At 67.9% G+C, this 19,169-nt stretch carries 17 protein-coding genes; 8 read left to right on the forward strand and 9 right to left on the reverse strand.

Translation table 11 applies throughout. The features are described from left to right. Window positions 1-43: 43 nt before the first annotated feature. From ACLARN_RS18320 to ACLARN_RS18335, 4 genes are all read left to right on the forward strand, one after another. Window positions 44-1,447: an NAD(P)H-quinone dehydrogenase gene (locus tag ACLARN_RS18320; protein WP_076163186.1), complete on the forward strand. Its 1,404-nt coding sequence runs from the start codon at window positions 44-46 to the stop codon at window positions 1,445-1,447. An 81-nt stretch (window positions 1,448-1,528) separates the two neighbouring features. Beyond that, on the forward strand, window positions 1,529-1,993 hold the full coding sequence (locus ACLARN_RS18325) for a hypothetical protein (RefSeq protein ID WP_409492635.1): 465 nt from the start codon (window positions 1,529-1,531) through the stop codon (window positions 1,991-1,993). A 191-nt stretch (window positions 1,994-2,184) separates the two neighbouring features. Beyond that, the gene (locus tag ACLARN_RS18330; protein ID WP_409492636.1) at window positions 2,185-2,853 is read left to right on the forward strand and encodes a class F sortase; all 669 of its coding nucleotides are present in this window, start codon (window positions 2,185-2,187) and stop codon (window positions 2,851-2,853) included. A 5-nt stretch (window positions 2,854-2,858) separates the two neighbouring features. Further along, window positions 2,859-3,401 carry a hypothetical protein gene (locus tag ACLARN_RS18335; protein WP_409492637.1) on the forward strand — a complete coding sequence of 181 codons (543 nt, stop codon included), beginning with the start codon at window positions 2,859-2,861 and terminating at the stop codon, window positions 3,399-3,401. A gap of 988 nt (window positions 3,402-4,389) precedes the next feature. Here ACLARN_RS18335 and glpK read toward each other — a convergent pair. Together glpK and ACLARN_RS18345 are read right to left on the reverse strand one after the other, a co-directional pair. Beyond that, window positions 4,390-5,904: a glycerol kinase GlpK gene (glpK, locus tag ACLARN_RS18340; protein ID WP_409492638.1), complete on the reverse strand. Its 1,515-nt coding sequence runs from the start codon at window positions 5,902-5,904 to the stop codon at window positions 4,390-4,392. 13 nt (window positions 5,905-5,917) lie between these two features. Then, a complete protein-coding gene (locus tag ACLARN_RS18345) occupies window positions 5,918-6,673 on the reverse strand; it encodes an MIP/aquaporin family protein (protein WP_409492639.1) in 756 nt (251 codons plus the stop codon). A gap of 234 nt (window positions 6,674-6,907) precedes the next feature. Between ACLARN_RS18345 and ACLARN_RS18350 the strand changes: the two genes are divergently transcribed. After that, window positions 6,908-8,647, forward strand: a complete 1,740-nt coding sequence (locus ACLARN_RS18350) for a glycerol-3-phosphate dehydrogenase/oxidase (RefSeq protein ID WP_409492640.1) — start codon at window positions 6,908-6,910, stop codon at window positions 8,645-8,647. A gap of 214 nt (window positions 8,648-8,861) precedes the next feature. Next, window positions 8,862-10,322, forward strand: a complete 1,461-nt coding sequence (locus ACLARN_RS18355) for a benzaldehyde dehydrogenase (protein ID WP_409492641.1) — start codon at window positions 8,862-8,864, stop codon at window positions 10,320-10,322. A gap of 85 nt (window positions 10,323-10,407) precedes the next feature. On the opposite strand, the gene ACLARN_RS18360 is transcribed toward ACLARN_RS18355, so the two are convergent. From ACLARN_RS18360 to ACLARN_RS18380, 5 genes are all read right to left on the reverse strand, one after another. After that, the gene (locus ACLARN_RS18360; protein WP_409492642.1) at window positions 10,408-10,938 is read right to left on the reverse strand and encodes a GNAT family N-acetyltransferase; all 531 of its coding nucleotides are present in this window, start codon (window positions 10,936-10,938) and stop codon (window positions 10,408-10,410) included. Window positions 10,939-10,959: 21 nt separating this feature from the next. Next, complete coding sequence (locus ACLARN_RS18365) at window positions 10,960-11,334, reverse strand: DUF1707 domain-containing protein (protein ID WP_409492811.1); 375 nt, start codon at window positions 11,332-11,334, stop codon at window positions 10,960-10,962. A gap of 41 nt (window positions 11,335-11,375) precedes the next feature. Beyond that, window positions 11,376-11,840 carry a DUF1707 domain-containing protein gene (locus ACLARN_RS18370; RefSeq protein ID WP_409492643.1) on the reverse strand — a complete coding sequence of 155 codons (465 nt, stop codon included), beginning with the start codon at window positions 11,838-11,840 and terminating at the stop codon, window positions 11,376-11,378. A 46-nt stretch (window positions 11,841-11,886) separates the two neighbouring features. Further along, window positions 11,887-13,680, reverse strand: coding sequence for an acetyl/propionyl/methylcrotonyl-CoA carboxylase subunit alpha (locus ACLARN_RS18375; RefSeq protein ID WP_409492644.1), 1,794 nt, complete (start codon window positions 13,678-13,680; stop codon window positions 11,887-11,889). Window positions 13,681-13,830: 150 nt separating this feature from the next. Beyond that, window positions 13,831-14,115, reverse strand: a complete 285-nt coding sequence (locus ACLARN_RS18380; RefSeq protein ID WP_409492645.1) for an SAV_915 family protein — start codon at window positions 14,113-14,115, stop codon at window positions 13,831-13,833. An 83-nt stretch (window positions 14,116-14,198) separates the two neighbouring features. On the opposite strand from ACLARN_RS18380, the gene ACLARN_RS18385 reads away from it, so the two are divergent. Further along, entirely contained in the window at window positions 14,199-14,888 is a 690-nt protein-coding gene (locus ACLARN_RS18385; protein WP_409492812.1) for a hypothetical protein, read from the forward strand. 130 nt (window positions 14,889-15,018) lie between these two features. On the opposite strand, the gene ACLARN_RS18390 is transcribed toward ACLARN_RS18385, so the two are convergent. Beyond that, window positions 15,019-16,386, reverse strand: coding sequence for a dicarboxylate/amino acid:cation symporter (locus ACLARN_RS18390; protein WP_409492646.1), 1,368 nt, complete (start codon window positions 16,384-16,386; stop codon window positions 15,019-15,021). A gap of 100 nt (window positions 16,387-16,486) precedes the next feature. Next, a complete protein-coding gene (locus tag ACLARN_RS18395) occupies window positions 16,487-17,134 on the reverse strand; it encodes a Maf family protein (RefSeq protein WP_409492647.1) in 648 nt (215 codons plus the stop codon). A 166-nt stretch (window positions 17,135-17,300) separates the two neighbouring features. On the opposite strand from ACLARN_RS18395, the gene ACLARN_RS18400 reads away from it, so the two are divergent. Further along, the gene (locus tag ACLARN_RS18400) at window positions 17,301-19,106 is read left to right on the forward strand and encodes a glycoside hydrolase family 3 protein (RefSeq protein WP_409492648.1); all 1,806 of its coding nucleotides are present in this window, start codon (window positions 17,301-17,303) and stop codon (window positions 19,104-19,106) included. Window positions 19,107-19,169 lie beyond the last annotated feature (63 nt).

The raw sequence follows: 19,169 nt of genomic DNA on the forward strand, positions 1-19,169 counted from the left end.
TACGGTAAACGCAGTCACAGACACCGCTGCGAGGAGGAGACCAGTGACCAAGATCGTGATCATGGGCGGAGGCCCCGCCGGTTACGAAGCGGCACTGGTCGCGGCCCAGCACGGAGCCGACGTCACCATCGTCGAACGCGACGGTCTCGGCGGCGCGTGCGTGCTCTACGACTGTGTTCCGTCGAAGACGTTCATCGCCTCCTCCGGCGCGCTCGCGAACATGCACGACCTCCGCGAACTCGGCATCAACACCGACATGGCGGACACCAGTGTCGACCTGCCGACCGTCCACGGCCGCGTGAAGGGCCTCGCGCTCGCGCAGTCCGCCGACATCCGCGCCCGCGTCCAGCGCGAAGGCGTCCGCGTCCTCATCGGCCAGGGCCGGTTCGACGACGAAGAGACCGGCCTCGCCACGCACAAGGTCGCCGTCACCACCCACGACGGCACCGTCGAGGTCCTCGACGCCGACGTCGTCCTCATCTCGACCGGCGCCACCCCGCGCGTACTGCCCGGCGCGGTGCCGGACGGCGAGCGCATCCTCGACTGGCGCCAGCTCTACGACCTGCGCGAACTGCCCGAGCACCTGGCCGTCATCGGTTCGGGCGTCACCGGCGCCGAGTTCGCCTCGGCCTACACCGAAATGGGCGTCAAGGTCACCGTCGTGTCCAGCCGCGACCGTGTCCTGCCGCACGAAGACGCCGACGCCGCCGCCGTACTCGAAGAGGTCTTCTCGCAGCGCGGCACCACGGTCGCCAAGCAGGCCCGCGCCGACAAGGTCGAGCGCACCGAAAAGGGCGTCGAGATCCACCTCGCCGACGGCCGCGTGATCGAAGCCAGCCACGCGCTGATGACCGTCGGTTCCGTGCCCAACACCGTCGACATCGGCCTGGAGAAGGTCGGCATCGAGCCTGGCCCCGGCGGCTTCATCGGCGTCGACCGTGTTTCCCGCACGAGCGCGCCCGGCATCTACGCCGCGGGCGACTGCACCGGCGTGCTCATGCTCGCCTCGGTGGCCAGCATGCAGGGCCGCATCGCGATGTGGCACGCGCTCGGCGAAGGTGTCGCGCCGATCAAGCTGAAGACCGTCGCCGCCAACGTGTTCACCCACCCCGAGATCGCGACCGTCGGCATCAGCCAGCAGGCGATCGACTCGGGTGAGGTGCCCGCCCGCACCATCATGCTCCCGCTCGCGACGAACGCCCGCGCGAAGATGGAAGGCCTGCGACGCGGTTTCGTGAAGCTGTTCTGCCGCCCCGCCACCGGCGTGGTCGTCGGCGGGGTGGTAGTGGCCCCGAACGCGAGCGAACTCATCCTTCCCATCGCGCTCGCCGTCCAGAACCAGCTCACAGTGGAACACTTGGCACTGACATTTTCGGTGTACCCGTCGCTCTCGGGATCGATCACCGAGGCGGGCCGCCAGCTGATGCGCCACGACGACTTGGACTGATCTTCTCCGGCGGAGCAACCATCGCGGGGATGCCCGCGTCTAGCGCGTGTCGGGTGTTTCGTTGACAGCTAGGGGTTTTTCGTGGTGCGCAGGGTTCTCGTCGGAGTGGTGGCGATCGGTGCGGCGGTGCTGGCGGGGCCGGCGACCGGTTTCGCCCAGCAGCCCCAGCCCGATACCCCCGGCGTCACGGTGCAGCTCAACGACGACACCGCCTACGATCTCGGGCTCGTCAACAAGTACGTGTACGGCGAGTCCAATGTGGCGCTGGCGCAGTGCCCCGGCGATGGGCTGAAGGCGCCGACGTCGACGACGTTCGCTTCGCCGGTGCTGAGCGTCGGCAAATACGACTACGGCCCGCTCGTCGGGGTCCCGGCGAACGTCAGCGCGGAGGTCGACCTCAAGGAGGGCACGGCGCCGGGTCACTACCCGCTGACCGTCAACTGCAACGGAAAGACTTATACGGCAACGTTTTCCGTTCCTCCCCGGCAGGTGAGCGCGATACCTTCCGGCGCCGCTCGCGCGGGTGACGGCAGCATGGCGTCCTGAACTTCGCCCCTTTGAAACCGCTGTGGGGAACCGGAGCACGGAACCGATCGCGACCATTTCGTGACCTGGGCGGGCAACCGTCCGGTCGCGCCTGGCGTTTGCCAGGCGTGGGGGTGAACGATCGAGCCGGTCCCGGTCTGGGGGCCGGGACCGGCTCCGTCGCTCTCGCACCGCTTCCTTGAGGGGTGAACATGAAGTCGACATGGTGGCGAGGACGACGGGCACCGCTGGTGCTCGTCGTCGTCCTGCTGGCCGTCTTGGCGACGCTGGCGGTCGTCCTGTCCGGTCCGGGGGAAACCGGGCAGGCCGCTCCGCCGCAGGTCACGGAGCAGTCCGTGGCGCCGGTGGCGCCGGTGGCGCCGAGCGCCGAGCCGGAAGGCGAGGCCGTCACCGCCGACGGGATGCCCAAGGCCGATCCGGTCTCGATCGACGTGCCGAAGATCGAGGCGAAGTCCAGTCTGGTCCCGCTCGGGCTCAACGCGGACAACACCGTCGAGGTGCCGCCGGTGACCAAGCCGATGCAGGCGGGCTGGTACGTGAACGGGCCGACCCCGGGGGAGGTCGGGCCTTCGGTGATCCTCGGGCACGTGGACGGGAACAAGCAGAAGGGCATCTTCTTCCGGCTGAAGGAACTGGCGCCCGGCGACAAGGTCTCGATCGCCCGCAAGGACGGTACGACGGCCGAGTTCGCGGTCACGAAGGTCGAGCGGGTGGCGAAGGACAAGTTCCCCACCGACGCGGTCTACGGCGACACCACCGAGCCGGAACTGCGGCTCATCACCTGCGGCGGGGTCTTCGACAAGGCGTCGCACAACTATCTCGACAACATCATCGTTTTCGCTCGGCTGCTCGCGAGGTGAGTCCCATGATCAGGTACCGGTCCGCCCTGGTGGTGGCGTGCGGGGTGGCCCTCGCCGCTCCCGCCGTCGCGTTCGCGCAGGACGACGTCCCGTCATCCACGCCGACCACGACGTTCACCCCGCCGCCCATGCAGTACCCGTTCGTCGCGGTGTCCCCGTCGAAGTCGACGGCGGGGGAGGACGTCCTGGTCTCGGTCGGCTGCGCGGTGGCCGACTTCGGCGAGGTGACGTCGATGGTGCTGGACAAGATCGGGAAGTTCGAGGTGACCTCCGAGGATCCGGTGATCCTCGGCGCGGTCGCGCACATCAGCGACAAGGCGAAGCCGGGCTTCTACGCGGTCAAGGCGACCTGCAAGACGACGACGGTGACGATCAATCTCGAAGTCACGCCGGGCAAGACCCCGACCGTGACCCCGCCTCCGACGACCAAACCGTCGAAGGGGACGCCGCCGAAATCGGTTCAGCCGGTGAAACCGGCGGCCGGGCGTCAGGTTTCGAAGATTCCGGTGGGGGCGCCGCAAACCGGTGGCGGCGGAACCGCTCGCTGACTCGTGAGTGGTAAGGACCGGCTTGATCAAGGTCTGAGCCGACACGACTCGGTGACGATGGGGAATCTGGACACTGAACGTCCCAATTCCTACATCATCAGCTCCGGAACAGTGAGGGGAAGGGCAACGGTGGCGCGACCCCCCACCCCGACGAGAGCCGCTGCCCCCAATGCCGCATTGGAGACGCTCAGTGTCCCCAATGCGGCATTGGGAACACCTTCGGCAGGGAGGTTGGCGCCGCCTCCGTCCCAGCGCCACCAAGGATCACAGCGGCGAGTAGTGAAGGACTCTTTCACTACCTAGGCGCCAGGGTTCCGGCAAAGTCGCAGGGCTGCTGGTCAGCGCTGCTTTTGGTAATCCGGGCTTGATATCGCTGGTGCCCGCAAGGGTCGAGCGGGGAGGATTCCGGACGTTGAACGTCCGGAATCCTCCCCGCTCAGGGGGCTCCGCAACCGGTGTGACCCGTGACGGTGAAGGAATGGGGACACTGAACGTCCCCATTCCTTCATCGTCAGCCTCACGCAGACGGCGAATAGCCACCTGACCTGCAAGATCTCGACTTTGCCGGGACCCTGACCCTCAGGGTAGGCAAGGAGGCCTTCACGGCCAGAGCCACTCGCCACGGTTGCCTTACCCCTCAAATAACCGTCCTTACCGCTCACGAGTCTTTTCGCGGGAAGGCAACCGATTCCCTTTCCCGAATTGTGTTCCTTTGTGCGAGGGCTCGCGTTGAGGGAGAAAGATCAAGGGAATCGTCGCGGGCGCGGGTCTGCTCGCGATGACGGCGAGGGTGTTCCTCGCCCCGCAGGCGTCGGCGACGGAGCGCTGACGAAGCCGTGCGGCACGCCGTCGCCGGGTAAGAAGCCGCAGGTGAAGGTGACGCCACAAGGCGCTCCGCAGACCGGTGGCGGAGCACTCGGTTGAAGTACATGAAGGCCCCCTTCCTGTACGTAGGCGCAAGGAAGGGGGCCTTCATGTACTCACCAGGTCAGTCTTCGCCCTCGACCCAGTCGAAGGTCTTCGTGACGGCCTTCTTCCAGTTGCGGTACTCGGACTCGCGGCGGGCCTCGTCCATCGACGGGTCCCACTGCTTGTCCTGCGCCCAGTTGTTGCGGATGTCGTCCTCGCTCTTCCAGAAGCCCACCGCGAGACCGGCCGCGTAGGCCGCGCCGAGCGCGGTGGTCTCGTTGACCACCGGGCGGATCACGGGCACGCCGAGGATGTCGGCCTGGAACTGCATGAGCAGTTCGTTGACGACCATGCCGCCGTCGACCTTCAGCGACTTCAGCGGGACGCCGGAGTCGGCGTTCATCGCGTCGATCACCTCGCGCGACTGGAACGCGGTCGCCTCCAGGACCGCCCGCGAAATGTGCCCCTTGTTGACGAACCGGGTGAGGCCGACGATCGCCCCGCGGGCGTCGGAGCGCCAGTATGGGGCGAAGAGGCCCGAGAACGCCGGCACGAAGTACGCGCCACCGTTGTCCTCGACGGTGCGGGCGTGCTCCTCGACTTCGGCCGCGGAGCCGATCAGGCCGAGGTTGTCCCGCAGCCACTGCACGAGCGAACCGGTGACCGCGATCGACCCTTCGAGCGCGTACACCGTGTCGTTCGAGCCGATCTTGTAGCAGACCGTGGTGAGCAGCCCGTTGTCCGACATGACCTTCTCGGTGCCGGTGTTGAGCAGCATGAAGTTGCCGGTGCCGTAGGTGTTCTTCGCTTCACCCGGCGAGAGGCACGCCTGCCCGAAGGTCGCCGCCTGCTGGTCGCCGAGGATGCCCGAGATCGGGACCCCGGCCAGCGCGCCCTTCTCACGGACCTTGCCGTAGGTCTCCGAGGACGACCGGATCTCCGGGAGCATCGACAGCGGGATCGTCATCTCCTTGGCGATCTCGGCGTCCCATGCCAGCGTGTCGAGGTCCATCAGCATGGTCCGCGAGGCGTTGGTCGGGTCGGTGACGTGCACGCCGCCGTCGACCCCGCCGGTCATGTTCCACAGCACCCAGGTGTCCATGTTGCCGAAGATCAGGTCGCCCGCTTCGGCCTTGGCGCGGGCGCCGTCAACGTTGTCGAGGATCCACTTGATCTTCGGTCCGGAGAAGTAGGTCGCCAGCGGCAGGCCCACCTTCTCGCGGTAGCGCTCCTGCCCGCCACCGAGCGCGCCGAGGTCGTTGACGATCTTGTCGGTGCGGGTGTCCTGCCACACGATGGCGTTGTAGACGGGCTTGCCGGTGGTGCGGTCCCAGACCAGCGTGGTCTCGCGCTGGTTGGTGATGCCGACCGCGACGATGTCGCTCGCGACCAGGTCTCCCTTGGCGAGCGCGCCCGCCGCGACCGCTCGCGTGTTCTCCCAGATCTCCTCGGCGTTGTGCTCGACCCAGCCTGCCTTCGGGAAGATCTGCTCGTGTTCGCGCTGGTCGACGGCGACGACCCGGCCGGAGTGGTTGAAGATCATGCAGCGGGTCGACGTGGTGCCCTGGTCGATCGCGGCTACGTACGAAGTCATCGAAGCTCCAGTCTCAGGTGAGGTTGTGGACGGCGAGGAACAACAGGGCGGCCAGGGCACCGCCGACCAGCGGGCCGACGACCGGGACCCAGGAGTAACCCCAGTTCGGGTTGGCCTTGTTCTTGATGGGCAGCAGGAACGCGTACGCGATGCGGGGGCCGAGGTCTCGGGCCGGGTTGATGGCGTAACCGGTCGGGCCACCGAGGGACTGGCCGATGACCAGCACGACGAACGCTACACCGGCGTAGCCGAGCGCGGAGTTGCCGAAACTCGGCGTTCCGCTCTCACCCGCGGCGTTGGCGTAGACCGGGCTGAGCAGGATCCACGCCACCAGCACGAAGGTGCCGATGATCTCGGTGACGAGGTTCCAGGCCCTGTTCGGGATCTGCGGCGCGGTCGAGAAGATGCCGAGCGTCTCGTCGCGGTTCGGGTGGTCGTCGAACTGGAGTTTGTAGGTGGCCCAGCAGAGCACGGCGCCGAGGATCGCGCCGACCATCTGCCCGGCGAAGTAGATCGGGACGTCCGCCCACTTCGTCTTGTCCGCGATGGCGAGCCCCAGTGTCACCGCGGGGTTGAGATGCGCGCCGCTCGGCGCGGCGATGCTGGCACCGGTGAAGACCGCGAACGCCCACCCGAGGGTGATCATCACGACGCCACCGTTGTGGCCGTTGTTCTTGCGCAACACGTGGTTGGCGACCACGCCGTTACCCAGCAGGATCAGGACCGCCGTTCCCAGCAGTTCCCAGACGAATATGGCTCCCACACTCACCGTACGACCTCCACATTGGACATTCCGCGCAGGGTCGTACACGGTGTGCTACGGCGCCCTTGCCGACCCACGTCCGACGCACGTTACCGTCGCGTATTTGTTCCTTCCAGGCGTTGAGCGGACGAATTCTTGCAAGATCAGCGAGGGTTACGCCACACGTGTCACCCGCACAACGGACCGGTCGTGGCCGATCGTGCGATGCTGGAGCCACAGCGGCACAAGGAGGAATGTCACGTGGCAAGCTCTCAGCGCGAAGCCGAAAACAGCCCCGCCAGGCTGGGACCGCTCAAGCGGGAAGAGTCGTGGCAGCGGCTGGGTGAGGACAAATTCGACCTCGTCGTGATCGGCGGCGGAGTGGTCGGGGCCGGTACGGCGCTCGACGCCGCGACGCGTGGCCTGCGGGTCGCGCTGGTCGAAGCGCGCGACCTCGCCTCAGGGACGTCGAGCCGCTCCAGCAAACTCTTCCACGGCGGGCTCCGTTATCTCGAACAGCTGGAATTCGGCCTGGTGCGCGAAGCTCTGCGGGAACGCGAGCTGATGCTGACGACGATCGCCCCGCATCTGGTGAAGCCGGTCAGCTTCCTGTACCCGCTGACGCACCGGATCTGGGAGCGTCCGTACACCGCGGCGGGCCTGCTGATGTACGACACGATGGGCGGCGCGCGGTCGGTCCCCGGCCAGAAGCACCTGAGCCGCGCGGGCGCGCTGCGGATGGTCCCGGCGCTGAAGCGGTCCGCGTTGATCGGCGGGATCCGTTACTACGACGCGCAATCCGACGACGCGCGCCACACGATGACCGTCGCCCGCACCGCGGCGCACTACGGCGCCGTGGTGCGCACCTCCACCCAGGTGGTCGGTTTCCTCCGCGAGGCGGACCGTATTTCCGGTGTCCGCGTGCGTGACGTCGAAGACGGCCGCGAGACCGAGATCCACGCTTCCGCGGTGGTCAACTGCACCGGCGTCTGGACCGACGAACTGCAGCGGCTTTCCGGTGGCCGCGGCCGGTTCCGGGTGCGGGCGAGCAAGGGCGTGCACATCGTCGTCCCGCGCGACCGGATCGTCTCGGAATCGGGCATGATCCTGCGCACCGAGAAGTCCGTGCTGTTCGTCATCCCGTGGCGCAACCACTGGATCGTGGGAACCACCGACACCGACTGGAACCTCGACCTCGCGCATCCCGCCGCGACGAAGCACGACATCGACTACCTCCTCGAACACGTCAACACCGTGCTCGCGACACCGCTGACGCACGACGACATCGAAGGTGTCTACGCGGGACTCCGGCCTTTGCTCGCCGGGGAAAGCGAAGAGACGTCGAAGCTTTCGCGTGAGCACGCGGTCGCGCGGGTCGCGCCGGGACTGGTCGCGATCGCGGGCGGCAAATACACCACCTACCGGGTGATGGCGGCCGACGCCGTCGACGCCGCGGCCGTCGACCTGCCCGGCAGGCCGCAGCCGTCCATCACCGACAAGGTGCCGCTGCTGGGCGCCGACGGCTACCACGCGCTGGTGAACCAGGCCGACCACCTGGCCATCGAGCACGGCCTGCACCCGTACCGCGTCCGTCACCTGCTCGACCGGTACGGCTCGATGGTGCACGAGGTCCTCGCGCTCGGCGAAGGACGGCCGGAACTGCTCAAGCCGCTGGAGCACGCGCCGGACTACCTCGGCGTCGAGGTCGTCTACGCGGCCAGCCACGAGGGCGCGCTTCACCTGGAAGACGTCCTCGCGCGCCGGACGCGGATCTCGATCGAGTACGCGCACCGCGGCGTCGACTGCGCCGAGCAGGTCGGCGTCCTGGTGGGCGAGGTGCTCGGCTGGTCGAAGGACCAGATCACCCGCGAGGTCGAGGTCTACAAGGCACGGGTGGACGCGGAACGGAAGTCCCAGTCGCAGCCGAGCGACGAGGCCGCCGACGCGTTGCGGTCGTCCGCGCCGGAAGCACGCTCCGGGATCATCGAACCGGTGAGTTGATCCCTGCTGCTGGGTGGTGTGCCACGCGCGCAGAGATCGTTGCCTGATCGGGTGAATCTGGCATAGCGTCGGCCGTCCCAGCCCGCGCGGCCGAAGGCCCCGCTATCGCGGTGGCAGGGCCCCTGTCCGCGAACGGGAGAAGTTTGATCAGCGCCCTGCCGACGTCGATCGCGGCCGCGGGCTCCTTGATCAGACACTGACGGAAGGCGGCCTTGTGGTGTTCCTCGACTCGTCGACGTGGACGGACCGGATCTTCGCCGGAGGCTCGTGGGTGCCCGGCACCGGTGGCACCCGTGACGTCACAGAGCCCGCGACCGGTGCGGTCTTGGGCAGCGTCGGGATCGCTTCGGCCGCGGACGCCGCGAAAGCGGCGTCCGCGGCCGAAGCGCAACGGTCCTGGGCGGCGACACCGCACGTCCAGCGTGCCGCGATCCTGCGCAAAGCCGCGCGGCTGTGGTCCGAGTACGCCGACGAGATCCGCTGGTGGAACGTGCGCGAGGTCGGGGCGGTGCCGGGAGTCGCGGGCTTCTCGCTGCACGTCGCGGAACAGGAGTGCTACGAGGCGGCGGCCTTGCCCGGCCGCCCGTACGGCGAACTCCTGCCGAGTGAAGAACCGCGCCTTTCGATGGCACGCCGTGTCCCGGCAGGCGTCGTCGCGGTGATCTCGCCGTTCAACATGCCGATCATCCTGGGCATCCGCTCGGTCGCCCCGGCGCTCGCGCTGGGCAACGCCGTCATCCTGAAGCCGGACCCGCGCACCGCCGTGACCGGTGGCGTTGTCCTCGCGCGGATCTTCGAGGAAGCGGGACTGCCGCCGGGAGTGCTGCAAATGCTGCCGGGTGGCGCGGACGTCGGCGAGACGCTGGTGACGCATCCGGCGGTCCGGGTCATCTCCTTCACCGGGTCGACCGGTGCCGGGCGCAAGGTCGGCGAACTCGCCGGAAAGCATCTGAAGCGGGCACATCTGGAGCTGGGCGGGAACTCCGCGCTCATCGTGCTCGACGACGCGGACGTGGACGAGGCCGCCGGAGTCGCCGCGTTCGGCTCCTTCTTCCATCAGGGCCAGATCTGCATGACCACCGGGCGGCATCTGGTGCACGAGCGGATTTACGACGATTTCGTCGAGCGGCTCGCGGCGAAGGCGGCCGCGATCCGGGTGGGCGACCCGGCGCGGGACGAGGTCGCGCTCGGGCCGATCATCGACGCCGGGCAGCGGGACAAGATCCACGCGCTGGTCACGTCCAGTGTCGCGGCGGGCGCGCGGGTCGCCGCCGGTGCCGAATACGACCGGCTGTTCTATTCCGCGACGGTGCTTGCCGACGTGCCGCCGACGGCGCCGGCGGTCGCCGAGGAGATCTTCGGCCCGGTCGCGCCGGTCGTGCGGTTTTCCGACGCGGAGGAGGCCGTCCGCCTCGCCACGGCGAGCGAATACGGGCTCTCGCTGGGGATCGTCACCCGTGACGTCCTCAAAGGACTGGACCTGGCCGACCGGGTCCCGACCGGGATCGTGCATATCAACGACCAGACCGTCAGCGACGAGGCGAACAGCCCCTTCGGTGGCGTCGCTGCTTCGGGCACCGGAAGCCGCTTCGGCGGTGCGGCGGCGAATGTCGAGGCCTTCACCGAAACCCGCTGGGTCACCGTCCGCCGCTCTCCCCCCGCTTACCCCTTCTGACGCACGCAATTAGTCACCTACTTGCCTGGGCGCTTACCGGCGCCGGACCTCGATCAGGGCAAGTAGGTGACTAATTGCGGCAGGGTCAGGCGGTGCGGCGCCAGCGGATGAGGCGTTCCCCGGTCGGGGCCGGGTCCAGTTCGGGCCCCACCAGGGTGAACCCGCATTTGCGGGCGACCGACGCCGAAATCTCGTTGGTCTCTTCGTAGCGGTAGCTGACCTCACGCAGGCCGAGTCCACCGAAACCGAACCGCAGGGCCGCGTTGAGCGCCGTGCTCGCGACACCTTTGCCCCGGGACGCCGCGCGTACCCAGACCGACGCCTCCGCGTACCCGAGGTCGAGATCGAGATCCCGCAGACCGACCTCGCCCAGCAGATCCCCGGTGGTCGGCTCGGCCACCGCCCAGGAACAGCGTTCGTCACCGGCCCACTGAGCGGCGCGCAGCGCGACGTACTCGGTCGCCTCGTCGAGGTCCCGCAAGCGATAGTTCAGGACGTACTTGCGGTGTGTCGGATCGGCGAAGGCCGCGACCAGCGCCGGACGGTCGTCGAGGGCCTTGTCCGCCCGCAGCTGCCGCAGGTAGTACTCGCCCGCGTTGATCTCCACCGGTTCCACCCTTCGAGGGTAACCGGATCTTCAGCGACGGCGGCTCATGATCAGCGCGACCGCCAGCGGCAGCAGGAACACCAGGAACGTCCCCCGGGTGAAGAAGAACAACACGATCGCGACCGCGGCGGCGATCGGCACGGCGCTCGCGGTCAGCCATTTCGACGGCGGGGCCTCGCTCTTCGCGGCCGCCTGCGCGACGCCGGGCATCGGGGGCAGTGGCAGCAGCGCGCTGGGCCGGGGTGAGGGCAGGTCCGTGAACAGCGGCTCGAGGTCGCTCGCCATCCTCGCGGCGCTGACCTTGGCCGAGCGCGTGCCGAACTCGTCGAGGTCGAGTCTGCCGGTGCGGACATGCTCTTCCAGCGCGTCGAGCGCGTCTTGGCGTTCGGCGTCGCTCAGCCGCATGTCCGGTCTCTCGGCACTCACGTCCCGAGTCTACGGGCGGATCAGCCGTCCAGTTCCCGGCGGCGCTGCTTCCCGAGCTTCTTGTGGGCGTTGTCCCAGCCCTTGCCCCAGATGCCTTCGCCGACGGCGCTGATCCCGATCGGGACGAGGATGAACCACCAGGTGACGCCGGTGGTGACGATGAGCGCGATGGAGGCGATGAACAGGATCGGCAGGAGCGCACCCATGACGCGTTGCATCGGCGAGATCCCCGCCAACGGCGACGCCGGCTTCTCCGGTTCGGTCACGGCCGTCTTGGGTGCGTCGAAGACGGGGTGCGGTTCGGGCAGATCGAGGAAGAACGCGGACAGCTCTCCGCGCGTCTTGGCGGCGGTGACCTGAGCCGATCGCTCGCCGAATTCGTCGATGTCGATCCGGCCCACGCTCAGGTGTTCCCCGAGCGCGGTCAGCGCGGACTCTCGATCCTGGTCACTGATCCGCAGCTGCGGAGACGGCGCTTCGCTCACTCTTTCGATGGTAGGCCGAGCGAGGCGCCGTCTTCCACGACATTCGTCAGTCTTTCAGCTCGAACAGCTGGGTTCCCTGGGTGACCGCCGCGCCGACCTCGACCGAAAGTCCGGTCACGGTGCCCGCTTTGTGCGCGGTGACCGGGTTCTCCATCTTCATCGCTTCGAGCACGACGACCAGCTCGCCCGCTTCGACCCGCTGGCCTTCTTCGACGGCGACCTTGACGATGGTGCCCTGCATCGGCGCGGTGACCGCGTCGCCGCTGACCGCGGCCTTGGTGCCGCCCGCACGCTTGCGCGGCTTGGCCTTGACGGCCGTGCCGCCGCCACCACCGGCGTCGAGCGAGAACCCACCGGGAAGCGACACTTCGAGGCGACGCCCGCCGACCTCGACGACGACGTTCTGGCGGGGCTGCTCTTCTTCAGCCTCGGCGGCCTCCGGGGCGACGAACGGCTCGATGGTGTTCTCGAACTCGGTCTCGATCCAGCGGGTGTGCACGCTGAACCCGTTCTCGTCACCGATGAAGGCCGGGTCGTCCACGATCACGCGGTGGAACGGCAGGACCGTCGCCATGCCGTCGGCGACCATCTCGGCCAGCGCCCGCCGGCTGCGCTCGAGCGCGTTCTGCCGGTCCGATCCGGTGACGATCAGCTTCGCGAGCATCGAGTCGAACTGGCCGCCGATGACGCTGCCGGACTCGACGCCGGAGTCGACGCGGACGCCGGGGCCGCTCGGCGCGACGAACTTCGTCACGGTGCCGGGCGCGGGCAGGAAGCCGCGGCCGGCGTCCTCACCGTTGATGCGGAATTCGATCGAGTGGCCGCGCGGTTCCGGGTCCTCGGTGATGCGCAGCTTCTCGCCGCGCGCGATGCGGAACATCTCGCGCACGAGGTCGAGGCCCGTGGTCTCCTCGGACACCGGGTGCTCGACCTGCAGCCGCGTGTTGACCTCGAGGAACGAGATCGTGCCGTCGACGGCGACGAGGTACTCGACGGTCCCGGCGCCGTAGTAGCCGGCTTCCTTGCAGATCGCCTTCGCGGATTCGTGGATGCGCTTGCGCTGCTCGTCGGTCAGGTAAGGCGCGGGCGCCTCCTCGACCAGCTTCTGGTGGCGGCGTTGCAGCGAGCAGTCGCGCGTGCCGACGACGATGGCGTTGCCGTGCTGGTCGGCGAGCACCTGGGCCTCGACGTGGCGCGGCTTGTCCAGGTAGCGCTCGACGAAGCATTCGCCGCGGCCGAAGGCGGAGATCGCCTCACGGGTCGCGGACTCGAACAGTTCCGGGATCTCCTCGCGGGTGCGGGCGACCTTGAGGCCGCGGCCGCCACCGCCGAACGCCGCCTTGATCGCGACCGGCAGGCCGTGCTCGTCGGCGAAAGCGACGATCTCGTCGGCGTTCTTGGCCGGGTCCTTCGTGCCGGGCACGAGGGGAGCGCCGGCGCGCAGCGCGATGTGGCGCGCGGTGACCTTGTCACCGAGGTCGCGGATGGCCTGCGGGCTCGGCCCGATCCAGGTCAGCCCGGCGTCGATCACGGCCTGCGCGAAGTCCGCGTTCTCGGAGAGGAACCCGTAGCCGGGGTGGACGGAGTCCGCGCCCGACCGCTTGGCGGCGTCGAGCAGCTTGTCGAAGACGAGATAGCTCTCCGCCGCGGTGGTGCCGCCGAGAGCGAAGGCCTCGTCGGCGAGACGGACGTGGGGTGCGTCACGATCCGGATCGGCGTAGACGGCGACGCTGGTCAGCCCGGCGTCCTTCGCCGCCCTGATCACCCGTACCGCGATCTCGCCGCGGTTCGCGATCAGGATCTTGGTCACCGGACCACCTTTGCCGGCCTGCTCGGTCACGCCGTACCTCCTGCGTTCGCACGTCGGGCCGCCCCGATGCGGCTCCGCAGCAGTTTACGGAAGTTCCGGCTCTGGTTGAGTGAGAGCAAGGCCACCCAGTGACACTTGTTTATACCGCGTGTCCCGGTGTCCCAGTTCTCCTAGAAGGTCTTACACCAGCGCGTCGCGGTGTCGCAGTTCTTCCGGAAGGTCGGAATCGAGCACGATCAGGTCGTACGGCTGGGCCTGGTAGACCCGGCCGAGGTGCTCGGCCCGCACCAGCGCCCACGGCTGGTGCGGGCCGCAACATTCGACCAGGCGCTGCACCGAGCTGAAGGCGATCAGTGCCATCCGGCCGTCCTTGGTCGGGCGGAGCTCGATCTCCGCGCTCGTGAAATCCTTCGGCTTTTTCGCCGTGGGGAGGAACAGGGAGTTGGGCAATCCGGGGTTCGTCACCGGAACAACATAGACGTGCACTCTCCGCTAGATCACTTACGCTCTCGGATATGCGGACTCAGGAAGCGCGGACGCCGCGATCCGTGCTGTTCACCGCGCTGCTGGCCGTCGTGGTGACGGTGGGGGTCATCGTGGCCGTGTTCCTGCTCCGCCAGCCCGCTCCGGTGCCCGCCGGCGAGCCCGGTGTGCCTCCGCTTCCTGACGGCGCCCCGGCCGCGCCGGGGACCAACTGCGGCCACTCGGCCTGCCGGGAGATCGGCGCGATGACCGTCGGCGGGGTGCCCGTCGTCTTGCTGGCCGACGAAGCTGGGAAGCAGGGCGTGGTCCGGATCGGGGCGGACTCGGTGTTCCCGTTGATCATCAACGACATGGGGGTCACCCTCAAGGGCGATTCTTTGCGCTGTGTCGACGGCGCGACGCCGGTCTGCCTGGTGCGCGGTGAGACAGACGGCGGTTCGGCTGGCGAACTGTTCGTCTCACGCGGCGGGATCTGGCGGGACCCCGGGAAACCGTACTTCTCCGACGCCGGGACGATCGCCCTGAACGACGTGACCGCCGACGGGATCGCGGACGTCATCGTCGTGTGGCACGAGTGCCCCGACGCGCAGTCCGGATCGGCCCGGTGCCAGGCGGCGCCGGTGCTCGCGGAGGTCTACGACGTCGCCAGCGGTTCGGTGGGCTGCACGCGCCGGTACACCGCGCCTTCGGAGCTGAGGGGCTGGCCGGATGTCCGGCTCACCCGCGCTGACCTGCGGGCTTGCCCTGAGCGGTAGCAAGGGACCTTTGCTATCACTTGCTGAGCTTGGCTAAGTAACCGGCGTCGGACTCGGCCTGAATCGCGTGAAGGCCCCCTTCCCTCGGGTCAGCCGAGGGAAGGGGGCCTTCACGCGCGTTGCTGTGGGGTTACTTGGCGCCAGCCGCGGCAGGCTCCTTCTCCGAGGTAGTGGCCGCTTCGCCGTCGGAGGTGGGCGAAGGGTCTGTCGGCGAGTTGAGGACTTCGTCGTCCAGGAGACCTTCGCTGCGGGCGACGACGACCGGCACGACGATCTGGCCCGCGACGTTGGTCGCGGTCCGCATCATGTCCATGATCGGGTTGACCGAGTAGATCAGCGCGATGCCGAGCGCCACCTGCTGCGCGTCGAGTCCGATGAACGCGGTGGTCAGGGTCAGCGCGGTCAGCCAGCCGGTGGTGCCGGCGGTGGCCAGCGCGCCGAGGACGGCGACCAGCACGATCCCGCCGTACTGCCAGATGTTCAGCGAAACGCCCGACAGGTTCGCGATGAAGACCGCGCCGATCGCGGGGAACACGGCGGCGCAGCCGTCCATCTTCGTGGCGCTGCCCAGGGGAGTCGCGAAGGCGGCGTACGCGGGCTGGACGCCCAGGTTCACGGCGGACTGCCGGGTCAGGGGCAGCGTCGCGCCCGAGGACTGCGAAGCGAACGCGAACTGGATCGCCGTGCCCGCCTTGGCGAAGAACTTGACGGGGCTGACCTTCGCCACGAACTGCAACAGGATCGGGTACACCACGAAGAGGACCAGGAGGCAACCGACGTACACCGCGAGAGTGGTGGTGAACAGCGGGCGGAACAGCGCGTCACCGTAGTTCGCCACCGCCGCGCCGATCAGGCCGATGATGCCGATCGGGGCCAGCCGGACGATCCAGCCGAGGTAACGCTGGATGATCTCGAAGACGCTGGTGGTGAAGTCGACGAACGGCTTGGCCTTGTCACCGAGGCTGTAGGCGGCCGCGCCGATCAGCACGGCGAGGAACAGCACCTGGAGTGTCTCGCCCTCGGTGAAGGCGGTGAGGAAGTTCTTCGGCAGGAAGCCGTCGACGAAGGCGCTCCAGGAGCCCCAGTTGTCCACGCTCTTCGTCGCCTTGTCGGCGTTCTTCGCGGTCGCGGCCACACCTTCGCCGAGGCCGCCGCTGCCCGGATTGAACAGCTTCGCGACACCGATGCCGATCAGGGACGCGATGAGCGAGGTGATCGCGAACCACAGGACGGTCTTGCCCCCCAGCCGGGCGGCCTTCTTGCCACCGCCGAGGTTGCGCAGGCTGTTGATGCCGACCACGATCGCCGTGAAGACCAGCGGGATCACCGCGATCTGCAGCAGCGTCGTGAAGATCGTGCCGATCTGGTCGAGCAGTTCGGTCAGCCAGCTCGCCTCGGTCGACCTGGCGAGAACGCCGAGGAGGGCACCCACGACGAGTGAGCCGAGGACTGCCACCGCGAAGACTTTTGGCCTGGTGTAGGTCCGAATGAAAGACACGGGGCGACTCCGGTGCGTGAAAGTTTCCTGATTGGCCGAACGTGAAGAACGCTCGGCAAGGCAGGACTCTTCCGGATCACCCGATCGTGTGGGAGCTGTCTCAGGATGCGGGACGCGTCCAAAGATCGACGACACTCACGCCGACCTCGGCCAGAAGGCGCCGGGTCAGCGGCAGGCTGATCCCGATGACGCTCGAGAAGTCGCCGTCGATTCCTTCGATGAACCAGCCGCCGAGCCCGTCCAGCGTGAAACCGCCCGCCACCTGGAGCGGTTCCCCGGACGCGATGTAGGCGTCGATTTCTTCCTGTGACGGTGTTCCGAAGCGGACAGTTGTTCCTTCGGTGCCGGACGTTTCTTTCGTCTTCTCACCGTTTTCGACGCGGATGATCGCGTGGCCGGTCAGAAGTTCGCCGGATTTGCCCGCCATCGACGCCCACCGCTCGCGCGTGGCCTCCGGCGTGATCGGCTTCCCGACCATTTCGCCGTTGATCGACAACATCGAATCGCAGCCCACGATGACCATGTCGGCGCTTCCGACATGGTCACTGTGAGACCCGACGAGCGTTTCGAAAACCGCCTCGGCCTTCGCGGCGGCGAGTGCCCGGACCAGCTCCACCGGGGCCGGGTCGGTCAGGGACGCGGCCACCGCGTCCTCGTCGACGCCGGAGACGACGACGCTCGGGTCGAAACCGGCGGAACGCAGGACGCCGAGACGGGCGGGGGACTGGGAAGCAAGGACGAAACGCACCTCCGGACGGTACTCGACGGCGCTCCGTTGTCCGATTGTGACCTGGGGCACCCGGGCCTGGAGCTAGTTTGTTGTGGCGCGCAACATATGGATTGTTCGAGCTACGGAGGAACCAATGCCGTCCCGCCTCCGCGTCAGAAGATCACTTCGCACGACGCAAACCACAGTGCTCGCAGGCCTGCTCCTGGCCGGTTCGGCGCTGGCTCCGATGGCGTCCGCCGCCCCGGGGCCGCTGTACAAGAATCCCCACGCTTCGACGTCCGCGCGGGTCGATGACCTGCTCAGGCGGATGAGTCTCGACGACAAGATCGGCCAGATGACCCAGGCCGAACGCGGCGCGGTCACCCCCGACCAGGCCGCCGCGCTCAAACTGGGGTCCTTGTTGTCCGGCGGCGGTTCCGTACCCGCCAGCAACACGCCGAACGGCTGGGCCGACATGGTCGACTCGTACCAGAAAGCGGCGGTTTCGACGCCGCTCGGCATCCCCACGATCTACGGCGTCGACGCCGTGCACGGCCACAACAACGTCTACGGCGCGACGATCTTCCCGCACAACATCGGCCTCGGCGCCGCGAACAACCCGCGCCTGGTCGAGAAGATCGGCCGCGCGACGGCGCTGGAAGTCGCCGGAACGGGACCGCAGTGGGACTTTTCGCCGTGTCTCTGCGTCGCCCGTGACGATCGTTGGGGCCGGACTTACGAGTCCTTCGGCGAAACCCCGCGCGACGCGATCGCCAACGCGTCGGCCATCACCGGTCTCCAGGGGCGCAGGCTCGGGGAGAAGCCGGGTTCGGTGCTCGCGACCGCGAAGCACTACATCGGCGACGGTGGCACCACGAACGGCGTCGACCAGGGCGATACCGAGGTCAGCGAACGCGAGCTGCGGCAGATCCATTTGCCGCCGTTCCGCGAGGCGATCGATCGCGGTGTCGGCTCGGTGATGATCTCGTTCTCGAGTTTCCAAGGCGTGCGCATGCACGCCCAGAAGTACCTCATCACCGACGTCCTCAAGAAGGAACTGCGGTTTCGGGGCCTGGTGATCTCGGACTACAACGCGATCAACCAGATCGACGGGCAGGAAGGTTTCACGCCAGAAGAAGTGCGGCTTTCGGTCAACGCGGGCATCGACATGTTCATGGTCCCGTGGGACGCGCCGCAGTTCATCGCCTACCTCAAGGCCGAGGTCGAAGCGGGCCGGGTCACGCGCGGCCGGATCGACGACGCGAACCGCCGCATCCTGGCGGAGAAGTTCAAGCTCGGCCTGTTCGAGCGCCCGTACACCGACCGTTCCCTCCAGAAGACGTTCGGCGGCAAGGAACATCGCGAACTGGCCCGGCAGGCCGTCCGCGAATCGCAGGTGCTGCTGAAGAACGACGGTGTGTTGCCACTGGCGAAGAAGAACAACAAGATCTTCGTCGCGGGCAAGAACGCGAACGACATCGGCAATCAGGCTGGCGGCTGGACGCTCACCTGGCAGGGCCAGAGCGGCCCGGTCATCCCGGGCACCACCGTTCTCGACGGGCTGAAGTCGGGGGCGGGGAAGGGAACCACGGTGACCTATGACCGTGCGGGTGACGGAATCGACAAGAGCTACCGGGTCGCGGTCGCCGTGGTGGGAGAAACGCCGTACGCCGAAGGGCAGGGAGACCGTCCGAACGGCTTCGGACTCGACGCGGAAGACCTCGCCACGATCGCCAAACTGAAGAGTTCCGGGGTCCCCGTCGTCGTGGTGACCGTGTCCGGACGGCCGCTCGACATCGCTCCGCAGCTGCCGGGGTTCAACGGTCTGGTCGCGGCTTGGCTGCCGGGTAGCGAAGGCGCCGGTGTCGCCGATGTCCTTTACGGCGACTACAACCCGACCGGGAAACTGACGTTCAGCTGGCCGGTCAGTGCGGCTCAGGAACCGGTGAACGTCGGTGACGGCAAGAAGGCGCTGTTCCCGTACGGCTTCGGCCTGCGGTACCGCCGGTAGGAAACTTCCGCCCTTGCCTGGCTGGCGCGATGAACGGGGCTTTCATCGCGCCAGCCAGGACGA

This window comes from Amycolatopsis sp. cmx-11-12 (assembly GCF_046269425.1).
Lineage (GTDB): Bacteria > Actinomycetota > Actinomycetes > Mycobacteriales > Pseudonocardiaceae > Amycolatopsis.